This window comes from Streptomyces sp. NPDC048521, from assembly GCF_043199855.1.
In the GTDB taxonomy this organism is placed as follows: Bacteria; Actinomycetota; Actinomycetes; order Streptomycetales; family Streptomycetaceae; genus Streptomyces.
Window position 1 is genome coordinate 525,925 of sequence record NZ_JBICWR010000002.1, and the last position, 13,116, is coordinate 539,040.

Genomic DNA, 13,116 nt, shown 5'->3' on the forward strand with positions numbered 1-13,116 from the left:
ACGATCAAGGAAGGGTACTCCGCGAGCGGTCGGCGGTGCAGCCGGATGGACAGGTCGGTTTCTCCGCCGGTTCCCTCAACTACGCCATTCCCAGTGGCCGTTCTGCCATGCCAGGTCACGCGGAGTGAGCGGATTCATAGCCGTGACGTCCCGCGGGGCGATGGCGAGGCCCTGCCAGTGCACGGGCATGGGCTGCTGGTCCTCGTCCCGGGCGATGTGGTGGAAGCCGACGTTCATCCAGACCACCGGGTGGGTGAGGGTGTGGCCGTCGACCCACTTGTCGACGGACTTGGGGTGACCGTCCGCGCACTTCGGATTGTTGCTGGCGAACAGCTCGCACCTGTCGTACTCGGTGACGTACACGTCGTGCTGGGTGAAGCCGCGGCCGAGGTACTTGGTCGTGGGCCCGGGCACGATCTCGTACGAACGGGCGTGCCCGTCCTTGTTCTTGCCGGTCGCGCTGACCACCCGCCACCAGCGGTAGGTCCTGTGGTCGCCGGCGAGTTCCTTGCCGATCTTGGTGCGGGTGGTCCTGGTGGTCGGGCCCTCCTGCCGGCCGGCGGGCGGGCTGACGGCCGAGTCGTACTGCTCGATCTTCGCGTTCGAGGAGCCGTCGAGGCCGAAGTCGAGCCGCCAGAAGACGTTGTGGCTGTGGCTGGTGGAATAGTCCTTGGCCCCCTTGCCGATGGGCCAGCCGCGTCCGTCGCGGGCGTTGTAGTCGTCCCAGGACAGGCTGCCGGTCGCGCCGACGTTCATGCCGACCGTGCCGTCGTCCTGGAAGCGCCACTCGGTGATGTACTCGTACCAGCCGACCTGGTTGACCGTGTAGACGAGGAAGTCCTTGCCCTGGGCCTGGTAGAGCTTGTCCGTGTCGAAGGTGTCCTGCATGCGGTAGGCGTGGCCGCGCGAGCGGGTGGTGGTGCACAGGCCCTTGACGTTCGGGTGCGCCGGGTCGGGGGCATCGGGGACCTTGACGGTCCTGACGGTGCCGCCGGGGCATTCGCCGGGCGCGAGGTTCATCAGCCCCTGGGCGAAGTCCTCGCCCGTCAGATCGTCGTACTCGTGTTTCCCGTCGTCGTAGGGCACGTGGATCTGGCCGAGTCTGGCGCTGTTGAGGACCTTGATCGGCTTGGACTCGCCCTTGGGCTGGTAGGAGATCTTCTCCAGGACGAGACCGGCCTTGCTGTCGTAGCGCCAGCACATGCGCCAGGTCGTGCCGGTGGAGAGCTTCTGTTCGATCCGGTAGGCGGCGCTGCAGTCGGCGGCGGCCGCGCCGGCCCTGCTCGGCTGGGCGGCGGCCGGCCCCGCGGCGGTCGTCGCGCCGGCGGCCAGCGCGGCCAGGGCCAGGGCGCCGGCCGCTCCCTTACGGGCACGGCTGATCGGGTACTCGGGCATGAGGAGGTGACTCCCTTGCAGGAGGTACGGGTGGGAAGGGCGGGCGGAGCCCGGTCAGCTGCGGTCGAGAGCCGCGACCTTGCGGGCGCTCAGGTCGATCACCAGGGACCTGGTGTCGATCCACGGCCCGTTCCTGACCTTGGTGAACAGCCGCACGCAGCGGTGCGCCCCGCACCGGTCGAGGACCGCGGGCTGGGCGCCCGGAACCGCGCGGTAGACGCCACCGCTCAGCAGCAGCTGGTCCGGCGAGGTCAGCTCCTTGCCGACGGCGTCCTTGTAGTCCGCCCTCAGGCCCGCGCCCAGCGGGTCGGCGAGCAGGATCCTGGCCGCCTCGGCGTTCTCGGCATGGCTCGGCGGCGGCTGCACGCCCCGCTGGGTGCCGGTCTCCTCGACCTTCCCGGTGTCCAGGTTGACGGTCTTGGTGACGAGCGTGTCGTCCTTGTAGTCGTAGAAGGTCACATCGGCCCGCCGGGGCGCGCCCGGGTCGTCCGCCTCGTCGGCCTCGGGTTCGGCGAGGTCGACGCCGAGGCGCTGCGGCCCGCGGTCACCGTCGACGTCCTCGCCCGTGGTCAGCAGTTGCCGGTTCAGGGCGAGCTTCTCGACCCGCCGGACCTCGTCGTCGGTCAGCGGGTCCCGGCCGGTGCCCTTCGCTCCCTCGGCGGGCGCCTGCTCGACGACGCCCGGCGGGACGGTGTCCCGGCCCTGCCCGGCCTGCTGCACGGCCCCGGTACCGCCGCCCCTCGTTCCTCCCGACGCGTCCGCCCCCGCCGTGCCCGGCAGGGTGATCGCGACCATCGCGGCGGTCCCCACCGCCGCGACGGCCGCGCCGGCCATCACTTTTCCCAGATGGCGGTGCACTGTCTCGCGCACGTCTTCCCCCTACTCCCCGTGGTCGTTGGGAGTATGTGTGCCCCACTGGTTCGGCACACGGCGGGTACAAGAACCGCCGCATGCACTGGTCGGTGGGTAAGAGGGACGTAAGTCGGAGGAGGTTCCCTCACTTTCGGGGAGACTCGGAAGCCAACGCGGCCCCAGGGGGGCGGCACACCTGGGAGAGTCGTATTCATGCAGGTCTGGCCTGGAGAGGCGTATCCGCTCGGCGCCACCTATGACGGTGCCGGGACCAACTTCGCGGTCTTCACGGAGGCCGCGAACCGAGTAGAGCTGTGTCTGCTGCACGACGACGGCTCCGAGACGGCGGTGGAACTGCGCGAGAGCGACGCGTTCGTGCGGCACGCGTACGTGCCGGGCGTGATGCCGGGACAGCGGTACGGGTTCCGGGTGCACGGCCCGTACGACCCCGGGCGCGGCCTGCGCTGCAACTCGGCGAAGCTGCTGCTCGACCCGTACGCGAAGGCGATCAGCGGGGCCGTCCGGTGGGGCGAGGAGGTGTACGGCTACCACTTCGGCGCACCCGATCGGCGCAACGATCTGGACTCCGCGCCGCACACCATGACCTCGGTGGTGATCAACCCGTACTTCGACTGGGGCGACGACCGGCCGCCGCGCACCGAGTACCACCACACGGTGATCTACGAGGCCCACGTCAAGGGCCTGACCATGCGGCACCCGGGACTTCCGGAGGAGCTGCGCGGCACGTACGCGGCGCTCGCCCACCCGGCGATCATCGAACACCTGACCAAGCTCGGGGTGACGGCCCTGGAGTTGATGCCCGTACACCAGTTCGTGAACGACCACCGGCTCGTCGACATGGGCCTGAACAACTACTGGGGCTACAACACGATCGGCTTCTTCGCCCCGCACAACGCGTACGCCTCCTGGGGCGACCGCGGCCAGCAGGTCCTGGAGTTCAAGTCAGCGGTCCGGGCACTGCACGAGGCCGGGATCGAGGTCATCCTGGACGTCGTCTACAACCACACGGCCGAGGGCAATCATCTGGGCCCGACGCTGTCCTTCAAGGGCCTCGACAACCCGTCGTACTACCGGCTCGCGGACGATCCGCGCTACTACATGGACACCACGGGCACCGGGAACTCGCTGCTCATGCGGTCCCCGCACGTGCTCCAGCTGATCATGGACTCGCTGCGGTACTGGGTCACCGAGATGCACGTCGACGGCTTCCGCTTCGACCTCGCCGCCACCCTGGCCCGGCAGTTCCACGAGGTGGACCGGCTGTCGTCGTTCTTCGACCTGGTGCAGCAGGATCCCGTGGTCTCCCAGGTGAAGCTGATCGCCGAGCCGTGGGACGTGGGCGAGGGCGGCTACCAGGTGGGCAACTTCCCGCCGCTGTGGACCGAGTGGAACGGCAAGTACCGCGACACGGTACGGGACCTGTGGCGGGGCGAGCCGCGGACGCTCGCGGAGTTCGCCTCCCGGCTGACCGGCTCCTCCGACCTCTACCAGGACGACGGCCGCCGCCCGCTGGCCTCGATCAACTTCGTCACCTGCCACGACGGGTTCACCCTGCACGACCTCGTCTCGTACAACGACAAGCACAACAAGGCCAACGGCGAGGACAACCGGGACGGCGAGAGCCACAACCGGTCCTGGAACTGCGGAGCCGAGGGCGAGACGGACGACCCGGACGTGCTCCGGCTGCGCGCCCGCCAGATGCGGAACTTCATCGCCACGCTGATGCTGTCCCAGGGCGTGCCGATGATCAGTCACGGTGACGAGTTCGCCCGCACCCAGCGCGGCAACAACAACGCCTACTGCCAGGACAACGAGCTGTCCTGGGTGCAGTGGCCCGAGGACGACCGGGACCTGCTGGAGTTCACGCGCGCGATGGTGTGGCTGCGCCGGGACCACCCGGTCTTCCGCCGCCGCCGCTTCTTCCACGGCCGTCCGGTGGAGGGCACCCACGACGAGCTGTCCGACATCGCCTGGTTCACCCCCGAGGGCAGCGAGATGACGCAACGGGACTGGGATTCGGCGCAGGCGTCCGCGCTGACGGTGTTCCTCAACGGCAACGCCATCTCCGAGCCGGGCCCGCGCGGGGAGCGCATCACCGACGACTCCTTCCTGCTGATGTTCAACGCCTCGCCCGGTCCGCTGGACTTCCTGGTGCCGGTCGACCACGGCCGGCAGTGGCAGGTCGTTGTCGACACGGCCCGCCCGGAGGGCGTACCGCCCGGAGCCGGGGCCAAGGTCGGCGCGGGCGACCGCCTCACCCTGCCGGACCGCAGCCTGACGGTGCTGCAACGGCCGGCTTAGCGAGGTGGGGCGGATGGACGGGAGACAGGCGCAGGGCAGATGAGTGACCGGCGGGCCGCCGTGGCCGTGCTGTGGCGGGACCACGTGGACGCCGCCTTCCCTGCGGGGTTGCGGGGTGCGGAACCGGAGGGCGTCGATCTGGTGCTGCTGGACGCGTACCTCGCCGGGTGCGTGTCCGTCTGGCGGAACAACGGCGGCCGCCTGGACGCCGAGCGGCACCGGATCCTGCTCGCCTGTGCCGCGGACCTGGACCGGGTCCTGCCGGGCATCAGCGACGCGGAGGAACGGCGGTATCTGCTGCGCCTGCGCCGGCTGGCGGCCCTGACGGCGGTGCCCTGACGTGGCCTGCGGGCCCGTACGCGCGCGTGGAGGGCGTTTTCGGCTGCCGCGGGTGCGTCAGCGGGCGGACCCGCCAGGGCGATGGCGCAGGCCGCGGTGGCCGCCGTGCCCGCCGTGTGGCCGACCCCTGCTCCCCCGCCGTCCGCCATGTCCGCGCCCGTCGCGCCGGTCACGCCTGCCCCGTCTTCTCCGTCCCCGTGGCCCCGTCACTCGACGCCAGGCACGCGTGCGTGGGTCCGTAAGGGGGTGGATGACACGAAAGACGGCAGTCTGGGTACGTACGTTTCCATGACTTCTGCCCGATCCGGACCTGAGGTGCCCACGGCCACCTACCGGCTGCAGCTGCAGCCCGCGTTCCCGTTCGCAGCCGCCGCGGCGGCCGTACCGTACCTGGCGTCGCTCGGCGTCTCACACCTGCACCTCTCCCCCGTCCTGGAGGCCGTCCCCGGCTCCGCGCACGGTTACGACGTGGTGGACCACGCGCGCGTGCGCGAGGAACTCGGCGGGGAGGAGGGGCTGCGCGCGCTGGCACGGACCGCGCGGGAGCACGGCCTCGGCCTGGTGCTGGACATCGTGCCGAACCACATGGCGATGGCGCCCCGGCACAACCGCGCCCTGTGGGAAGTGCTGCGCGAGGGGCCCGGGTCGCCGTACGCGCGCTGGTTCGACATCGACTGGACGGCGCAGGGCGGGCGGGTGCTGCTGCCGGTGCTCGGCGGCCCGATCGGATCGGAGCTGGAGCACCTCGTGGTCGCCGGGGACGTGCTCCGCTACCACGAGCACGTCTTCCCGCTCCGGGCCGGCACCGAGCACCTGCCGCTGCCCGAGCTGCTGGACGCGCAGTGGTACCGCCCGGTGTGGTGGCGGCTGGCCCGCACCGAGCTGAACTACCGGCGGTTCTTCAGCATCTCCGAGCTGATCGGGTTGCGCGTGGAGGACCCGGAGGTGTTCGACGCCACCCACGCCAAGATCCTTCAGCTGCTGGCGGAGGGCGTGGTCGACGGACTGCGGATCGACCATCCCGACGGGCTCGCCGACCCCGACGGCTACCTCGCTCGGCTGCACGAGGCGACCGGCGGGCGCTGGACGGTCGTGGAGAAGATCCTCGCCGACGGCGAGCACCTGCCGGCCTCCTGGCCGGTCGCGGGCACCACCGGCTACGACGCCCTGCGCCATGTCGACGGCCTGTTCACCGACCAGGAGGGCGCCCGTGAACTGCTGGGCGCGTACCGGCGGTTCGCGGCCCCGCAGACCGACCGGGGCGGCAACTGGGAGGCCACGGTGCGGCGGGCCGCCTACAAGGTGCTCACCCACGAGCTGGCCACCGAGACCGACCGGCTCACCCGGCTCGCCGCCCGGCTGTGCGCTTCCTCGCCGGACCTCTCGCTGCGCGACCGCGCCCCGTGGGCGCTGCGCACGGCCCTGGAGGAGCTGCTCGTCCGGATGCGGGTGTACCGGCCGTACGCGTCCAGCGACGTGGCCGCCGTCGTCACGGAGGAGGCCGCCGCGGAGGCCCGGCTGGCCTTCGTGGTGCCCGAGGAGGCCGCGGCGGTGGACGTCGTGCGCCGGTTGCTGATCGAGACGCCCGGCGCCGAGACCGCCGAGGACCGCGCCGGCCGGGTGGAGTTCCGCGCGCGTTTCGCGCAGACCGCCTCGGCGTTGCGCGCCAAGTCGGTGGAGGACACGGCGTTCTACCGCTACGTGCCGCTGCTCTCGGCGACCGAGGTGGGCGGCGAGCCGGGCCGGCCAGGCGTGTCCTTGGAGGAGTTCCACGCGTACTGCGCGCGCGTGCAGGGCGACTGGCCGGGCACCGGCACGGTCGTCTCCACGCACGACACCAAGCGCAGCGCCGACGTCCGCGCGGCACTGGCCGTGCTCACCGAATGCCCCGGCCGGTGGGCCCAGTTGCTCGCCGAGGTGACCCGGCCCGAGGAGGGTGTACCGGACGGGCAGCTGGCCTGGGCCGCCTGGCAGACGGTGTTCGGGCTCGGTCCGGCCGAGGAGGAGCGGGTCCAGGAGGCGCTGCTGAAGCATGTGCGCGAGGCGGGCATGTACACCAGCTGGACGGAGCAGGAGCCGCCGTACGAGGAGGCGGTGGCGGCCTTCGTCACCGCCGGACCCTGCGGGCCGCCCGGCGAGCGCGTGGCCTCGTTCCGCAAGGTGCTGGACCCGCATGTCCGGGCCAACGTCCTCGGCACCGCGCTGATCCATCTGACGATGCCGGGGGTGCCGGACGTGTACCAGGGCACGGAGGGCGAGTACCGGGCGCTGGTGGACCCGGACAACCGGCGGCCGGTGTCGTTCCCGCCCGAGGCGCCCGGCGAGAAGGGCGCGCTGACGGCGGCGGCGCTGCGGCTGCGCGCCCGTCGGCCCGGCGCCTTCGGCGCGACGGCCGCGTACACGCCGCTGTCCGCCGAGGGGCCGGCGGCGGAGCACTGTGTGGCGTTCGCACGCTCGGGCGAGGTGGTCACCGCGGTCACCCGGCTGTCGCTGCGACTCGCGGAGGCGGGCGGCTGGCGGGAGACGCGGCTGCCGCTGCCGCCCGGGCGGTGGGTGGACGTCCTCGCTCCGGGCCGGGAGTTCACCGGCCACGCACGCGTGGCGGACCTTTTCGACCGGCTTCCGGTGGTGCTCCTGGAGCGGGCCGCGGAGAGCTGAGGAGGCTGAGGCTGCGGGGGCCGCGCACGGCTGCGGTGGGCACGCTGCGCAGGGCTGTGGTGCGCGGGCTGCGCCGGGCTGAGGAGGCTGAGGGCTGCCGGGGGGCCGCGCACGGCTGTGGTGGGCGGGCTGCGCAGGGCTGTGATGCGCGGGCTGCGCCGGGCTGAGGAGGCTGAGGGCTGCCGGGGGGCCGCGCACGGCTGTGATGCGCGGGCCGCGGAGAGCTGAGGAGGCTGAGAGCTACGGGAGCCACGCACGGCTGTGATGCGCGGGCCGCGCAGGGCTGAGGAGGCTGAGGGCTGCGGGGGCCGCGCACGGCTGTGGTGCGCGGGCCGCGGAGGGCTGTGGGGGCTACGGAGGGCTGTGGTGGCTCATTTGGCCGGTGGGGCGGTCGGCTCGCAGTCCTCGTACGGTCCTGAGGCCCCCAGCGTCGGCCAGGTGGCGCGCAGGAGGTCCACGAAGGCCTCGGCGGCCCCGGTGGGCGGCACGCGCGCGTAGACGGCCAGGGGTCGCTTCCAGGCCGGGTCGGGGCTGAGCACGACACAGTCCTCGCCCACGGCGCCGCGCACGATGTGGGCGGGGGCGGCGCACACCCCCACTCCGGCGGCAGCCATCCGCACGGCCGTCGAGGTGTGCTCGGTCCACGCCGCGGTCCGGGGCGTGAACCCGGCCTTGCCGCAGGCCCAGTCGAGGAAGCGCGCGCCGTGGACGACGGGTTCCATGGCGCAGCGGATCCAGGGGCGGTCGGCGAGTTCGGGCAGCGTCACCGTCGTACGCCCCGCGAGCCGGTCGTCGAACGGCACCACGAGGACGAGTTCCTCCTCGCCGATGGGTACGACGGTGCCGGGCCGGCCGGCGGGCTCGGGGCCTACGGCGAGGTCGGCGGTGCCACGCTGCACGGCCTCCTCCAGGGCCTCGGCGGTGGCGTACTCGTGCAGGCGGAGCAGGACCCGGGGGTGAGCGGTACGCCAGCGGGCGAAGACATCGGGCAGGGCGCCGACGGCGATGGAGTGCAGGGCCGCGACATGCAGTTCGCCGCCCTCGGCGCCGGCGGTGGCACGGGCCGCGCGGCGCGCCTGTGCGGCACTGCGGACGGCGAGTTCCGCGTGCGGCAGGAAGGCGCGGCCCATGGGGGTGAGACGCACGCCGCGCGGCAGGCGCTCCAGGAGTGCGCCGCCGACCGACTTCTCCAGCGCCTTGATCTGGTGCGAGAGCGCCGGCTGGGTGACGTGCAGGGCGTCCGCCGCGCGCGTGAAGGACGCCTCGTGGACGACCGTCACGAAGTACTCCATCTGTCGCAGACTCAACTCCCCGCCCTCCCATGAAGGTCCTGCATGACTTCCACAAGAACATTGCCTTGGACTCATGACAAGGGGTGGACGGAGGGTGGATGCCATGACCATCGACACATCAGCCGTCAACCCATCGGGCGTCCACACAGTGAGCGTCAACACAGCAGACATCATCGTCATCGGCGGGGGCACGGGCGGCTACAGCACCGCCCTGCGCGCCGCCGCCCTCGGCCTCGACGTCGTGCTCGTCGAACGCGACAAGGTCGGCGGAACCTGTCTGCACCGGGGCTGCATTCCGAGCAAGGCGATGCTGCACGCCGCCGAACTCGTCGACGGCATCGCGGAGGCCCGTGAGCGCTGGGGTGTGAAGGCCACGCTGGAGTCCGTCGACTGGACGGCGCTGGTGGCCACGCGGGACGACATCGTGGCGCGCAACCACAAAGGGGTGGAAGCGCATCTGGCCCACGCGGGCGTACGGGTGGTGCGGGGCAGTGCACGGCTGACGGGACCGCGCACGGTGCGCGTGGAGGGTGTGCGTACGGATCCCGCGCCGGGCACGCACCGCAATCTCACACCCGGCGCGCACAGCGATCTGGCACCCGGCGCGCACGGTGGTCCCACGCCCGCGATGCGCGACCTGACCGCGCGCCGTGGGATCGTGCTCGCGACCGGCTCGCGCCCGCGCACGCTCCCCGGGCTCGCCCCCGACGGGCGGCGCGTGGTGACCAGTGACGACGCGCTGTTCGCGCCGGGGCTGCCGGGGTCCGTCCTGGTGCTGGGCGGGGGTGCGATCGGCGTGGAGTACGCCTCCTTCCACCGGTCCATGGGCGCGGAGGTCGCCCTGGTGGAGGCCGCCGACCGGATCGTGCCGCTGGAGGACGCCGAGGTGAGCCGGCACCTGACGCGCGGCCTGAAGAAGCGCGGGATCGACGTGCAGGCGGGGGCGCGGCTGCTGGACGCGGAGGTGCTGGAGGACGGCGTACGCGCGCGTGTGCGCACCGCGCGGGGTGAGCCCCGGACGGTGGAGGCGGAACGGCTGCTGGTGGCCGTCGGCCGGGCTCCGGTCACCGAGGGCCTGGGCCTGGAGGCGGCCGGTCTGGCGACGGACGAGCGGGGCTTCGTCGTACCGGCGCACTGGACGCGGCTGGAGACGGCCGTGCCGGGAATCCATGTCGTCGGCGATCTGCTGCCGCCGCCCTCGCTGGGCCTGGCGCACGCCTCGTTCGCGGAGGGTCTGCTGGTGGCCGAGACGCTGGCCGGACGGGAGTCGGCGCCGGTCGACTACGCGGCCGTGCCCCGGGTGACGTACTCCTCGCCGCAGACGGCCTCCGTAGGGCTGGGCGAGGCGGAGGCACGCGCGCGTGGGCACGAGGTCGACGTCAACACGATGCCGCTGACCGCGGTCGCCAAGGGGATGGTGCACGGCCAGGGCGGTCTGGTGAAGGTCGTCGCCGAGGCCGGCGGCGGGCAGGTGCTGGGCGTGCACCTGGTGGGCCCGAACGTGTCGGAGATGATCGCCGAGAGCCAGCTGATCGTCGGCTGGGACGCCGAGCCGGCGGACGTGGCCCGGCACGTGCACGCGCACCCGACGCTGTCGGAGGCGGTGGGCGAGGTGTTCCTGACGCTCGCGGGACGCGGTCTGCACCAGCAGTGAGCCCACGGATCGCAGGGGCCTGGAAGGCCGCCGGGCGACTGCGTCCGGGCGCCCCGGGCACTGCCCCGCCGCATGCTTGACAGTTCACCCTTGCCGTGCGGGACTTGGAGTGCGAAGCCGGGCGGAAACGAGTCGGGGGTGAGTCTCCTGCCGGAGCTGCGCTACCCCAGCGTTCCGGAACTGGTCGCCTTCGCAGAGGCGTTGGCCGCTCAGGAGCCCGGGCTGTGTGCGCTGCGCCAGGTGGGCCGCTCGCGCGCGGGAAGACCCTTGCACCTGCTGTCGGTGGGGCATGCCGAGCGGTCGGTGCTGGTGGTGGCGGGTGCGCACGCCAACGAGCCGACGGGCGGCTCCACCCTGCGGGTGCTGGCGGAGCGAGTGCTGTCCGAACGGGAGCTGCGGGCCGAGGCGTCCTGGCACTTCCTGCTGTGCGCGGACCCGGACGGGGCGAGTCTGCACGTGACGCCGGCGCCGCGCAGTCTGCTCGACTACCACCTCGGCTTCTACCGGCCGACGGGCGCTGAGCAGCCGGAGTGGTCGCCGTCGGTGCTGCCGCCGGACCGGCTGCCGCCCGAGACCCGGGCCCTGACCGGGGTGATCGACGAGGTCCGCCCGTACCTCCAGGCGACACTGCACGGCACCGATCTGGGCGGCAGCTGGGTGCAGTTGACACGGGACGTGCCGGGCCTCGCCGAACCGTTCGCCAAGTCGGCGGCCGAGCTGCACATCCCGGTGGAGGCGGGCGCCTCGGACGCCGCGGGCTGGCCGGCCTCCGGTCCCGGGGTGCATGTGATGCCGGGCCCGGAGTCGGGGGTCGCCTACCCGAGCATGCCGGACGACGCGCGGCACAGCACCTGGTACCACGCGCACCGCTACGGCGGTCTGACGGCCGTGGTGGAGGTGCCGATGTGGGCGAGCGACCTGGTGGACGATCCGGCGCCGCACCCGGCACCGGCCGCGGCGATGCGGCGGCTGGCCCAGCGGCTGCTGCGGGACTCGCTGGAGGTGGAGCGGATCCTGGCCGAGGCGCTACCCCGGCTGGACGGCGTCGACGGGCCGCTGCTGCGGGCCGCGCGATGGGCGCTGGAGCTGATACCGGGCCTCGCCGAGGACTGGATCCACACGCCACCGGCCGGCACGACGATGGCGTACGTCGGCAGTGTGGACGCCTTCGGGCGGCGGCTGCCGCTGCGGGCGGCGGCGATGCTGCTGCGGGTGCTGCGGGAGGCGGACGACCGCGCGGCGCCGCGGCTGGAGCAGCTCGTCGCTTCCTGGTGCGATGCCTTCGCGGCGCGTTTCCGGGCCCGCTGGGTGCCGTTGGAGCACCAGGTGGAGCACCAGTCCCGGACCGTGCTGGTGGCGGCGCAGCAGGCCCGGGAGCAGGTGGAGTGAGACCGCGGGGCGCAGCGGCCTGCGCGCTCAGCCGTCGAGGCTGAAGACCGAGCCGGTCCGCGCGTTCATGACGCACCGGCTGGCGTACGTCTCCTGGAACGTGACCGGCCGTCCGTTCCACTGCCCGCGCGCGCGGGCGGTGACCGGTGCCCAGATCATCGGGCAGAAGCCGTTCCTGGCCGTGATGCGGCCGATGTCGCCGTCCACGCCGTCGAGTTCGCCGCAGGCCTCGGCCGCGCGCGCGTGACCCCGCGGCGGGTCGCACAGCAGCAGGGTGCCGCGGATGTCATCGGCCCGGGCGTCACCCTTGGTGACCGTCAGGTAGAGCCAGTTGCCCGGGTGGCTGTCACGGATCGCCGCCTGGGCCGGGCCCGCGGTGAGGAGGCCGGCTGCCGCCAGCAGGGCGCCGGCCGCCGCTGTCGCTCTGGTGATGTACGTCATGCCCGTTGCATCGGCACGGTGGTCCGGGTTCCGGAGTCCGGCTCACCCGATCGGAACGGTACCCGCGCGTGACGAGCACCAGTTCGAAAACGGCGGACGATCGGTGACACGACGGGCGATCGGTGTCACGACGGGTCTCGATGCCACGACCGGCCACCGATCCCACGACCGGTCACCCATGCCAGGACCGGCCACCGATCCCGCGACCGGCAGCGGGTCTCAGCTCGTGGCGAGCCGGAACACCATCCTGCCGAAGGCGACCTGGTCGCCCTCACGCACGACGACCGAGCCGATCACGCGGCGGCCGTTGACGGTGGTGCCGTTGGTGGACCCGAGGTCCTTGAGCACCCACATGCCGCCCTGGCGGCTGAGTTCGGCGTGCGCCCGGGAGACCGTCTCGTGGTTCAGCCGCAGCCCGCTCGCGGGGTCGCGGCCGATGCGCAGCGGCTGGTCGTGCGCCGGATGCGGCAGCAGCAGCTTGGGCAGCCGCTCGGCCTGCCAGGCCCGGCGCAGCCGTACGGTGAAACCGGAGACGGCCTCGACGGTGCCGAGGACCGCGCGGGAGAAGCGGTTCTCCCGGGGCAGGTCGGCGACGAGGACGGCCAGCTCGTCGGAGCGGCGAGCGGCGAGCGCCAGCTCCATGCGGCGCACGAACGTGTCGTGCGACAGCCGGCCCATGGCGACGCCGTCACGCAGCACCTGCAGCGCCTTGTCGCGCTCCGCGTCGGACAGCCGCGCGGGGTACGTGGAGAACTCGAAGGACGACGTCACGCA

The 13,116-nt window shown here is 72.7% G+C and carries 10 protein-coding genes; 5 read left to right on the top strand and 5 right to left on the bottom strand.

What is annotated here, in order from left to right; translation table 11 throughout:
• Positions 1-75: 75 nt before the first annotated feature.
• Positions 76-1,395: a copper amine oxidase gene (locus ACGFRF_RS06795; RefSeq protein ID WP_393737518.1), complete on the bottom strand. Its 1,320-nt coding sequence runs from the start codon at positions 1,393-1,395 to the stop codon at positions 76-78.
• A 54-nt stretch (positions 1,396-1,449) separates the two neighbouring features.
• Positions 1,450-2,265 (bottom strand): Tat pathway signal sequence domain protein, encoded by an 816-nt coding sequence (locus tag ACGFRF_RS06800; RefSeq protein WP_393737519.1) that lies wholly within the window; start codon positions 2,263-2,265, stop codon positions 1,450-1,452.
• A 195-nt stretch (positions 2,266-2,460) separates the two neighbouring features.
• Here ACGFRF_RS06800 and glgX point away from each other — a divergent pair, with 195 nt between their 5' ends.
• The 3 genes from glgX (at position 2,461) to treY (ending at position 7,566) form a co-directional block, all read left to right on the top strand.
• On the top strand, positions 2,461-4,569 hold the full coding sequence (gene glgX / locus ACGFRF_RS06805; protein WP_393737520.1) for a glycogen debranching protein GlgX: 2,109 nt from the start codon (positions 2,461-2,463) through the stop codon (positions 4,567-4,569).
• A 39-nt stretch (positions 4,570-4,608) separates the two neighbouring features.
• Complete coding sequence (locus ACGFRF_RS06810; protein ID WP_393737521.1) at positions 4,609-4,908, top strand: hypothetical protein; 300 nt, start codon at positions 4,609-4,611, stop codon at positions 4,906-4,908.
• Between the two features lie 288 nt (positions 4,909-5,196).
• Positions 5,197-7,566, top strand: coding sequence for a malto-oligosyltrehalose synthase (treY, locus tag ACGFRF_RS06815; RefSeq protein ID WP_393737522.1), 2,370 nt, complete (start codon positions 5,197-5,199; stop codon positions 7,564-7,566).
• Positions 7,567-7,937: 371 nt separating this feature from the next.
• On the opposite strand, the gene ACGFRF_RS06820 is transcribed toward treY, so the two are convergent.
• On the bottom strand, positions 7,938-8,873 hold the full coding sequence (locus ACGFRF_RS06820; protein WP_393737523.1) for a LysR substrate-binding domain-containing protein: 936 nt from the start codon (positions 8,871-8,873) through the stop codon (positions 7,938-7,940).
• Between the two features lie 88 nt (positions 8,874-8,961).
• Here ACGFRF_RS06820 and lpdA point away from each other — a divergent pair, with 88 nt between their 5' ends.
• Both lpdA and ACGFRF_RS06830 read left to right on the top strand, forming a co-directional pair.
• Positions 8,962-10,512 (top strand): dihydrolipoyl dehydrogenase, encoded by a 1,551-nt coding sequence (lpdA, locus tag ACGFRF_RS06825; protein ID WP_393737524.1) that lies wholly within the window; start codon positions 8,962-8,964, stop codon positions 10,510-10,512.
• Positions 10,513-10,650: 138 nt separating this feature from the next.
• A complete protein-coding gene (locus ACGFRF_RS06830) occupies positions 10,651-11,901 on the top strand; it encodes a M14 family zinc carboxypeptidase (protein ID WP_393737525.1) in 1,251 nt (416 codons plus the stop codon).
• 27 nt (positions 11,902-11,928) lie between these two features.
• Here ACGFRF_RS06830 and ACGFRF_RS06835 read toward each other — a convergent pair whose 3' ends face one another.
• Positions 11,929-12,342, bottom strand: coding sequence for an SSI family serine proteinase inhibitor (locus tag ACGFRF_RS06835; RefSeq protein WP_393737526.1), 414 nt, complete (start codon positions 12,340-12,342; stop codon positions 11,929-11,931).
• A gap of 219 nt (positions 12,343-12,561) precedes the next feature.
• Positions 12,562-13,113, bottom strand: a complete 552-nt coding sequence (locus tag ACGFRF_RS06840; protein WP_393737527.1) for an FHA domain-containing protein — start codon at positions 13,111-13,113, stop codon at positions 12,562-12,564.
• Positions 13,114-13,116 lie beyond the last annotated feature (3 nt).

Excerpts from the sequence above, each read along its gene's own strand:
- ACGFRF_RS06795 (WP_393737518.1), bottom strand. The coding sequence starts at position 1,395 with ATGCCCGAGTACCCGATCAGCCGTGCCCGTAAGGGAGCGGCCGGCGCC.
- glgX (WP_393737520.1), top strand. The coding sequence starts at position 2,461 with ATGCAGGTCTGGCCTGGAGAGGCGTATCCGCTCGGCGCCACCTATGAC.
- ACGFRF_RS06810 (WP_393737521.1), top strand. The coding sequence starts at position 4,609 with ATGAGTGACCGGCGGGCCGCCGTGGCCGTGCTGTGGCGGGACCACGTG.
- treY (WP_393737522.1), top strand. The coding sequence starts at position 5,197 with ATGACTTCTGCCCGATCCGGACCTGAGGTGCCCACGGCCACCTACCGG.
- lpdA (WP_393737524.1), top strand. The coding sequence starts at position 8,962 with ATGACCATCGACACATCAGCCGTCAACCCATCGGGCGTCCACACAGTG.
- ACGFRF_RS06835 (WP_393737526.1), bottom strand. The coding sequence starts at position 12,342 with ATGACGTACATCACCAGAGCGACAGCGGCGGCCGGCGCCCTGCTGGCG.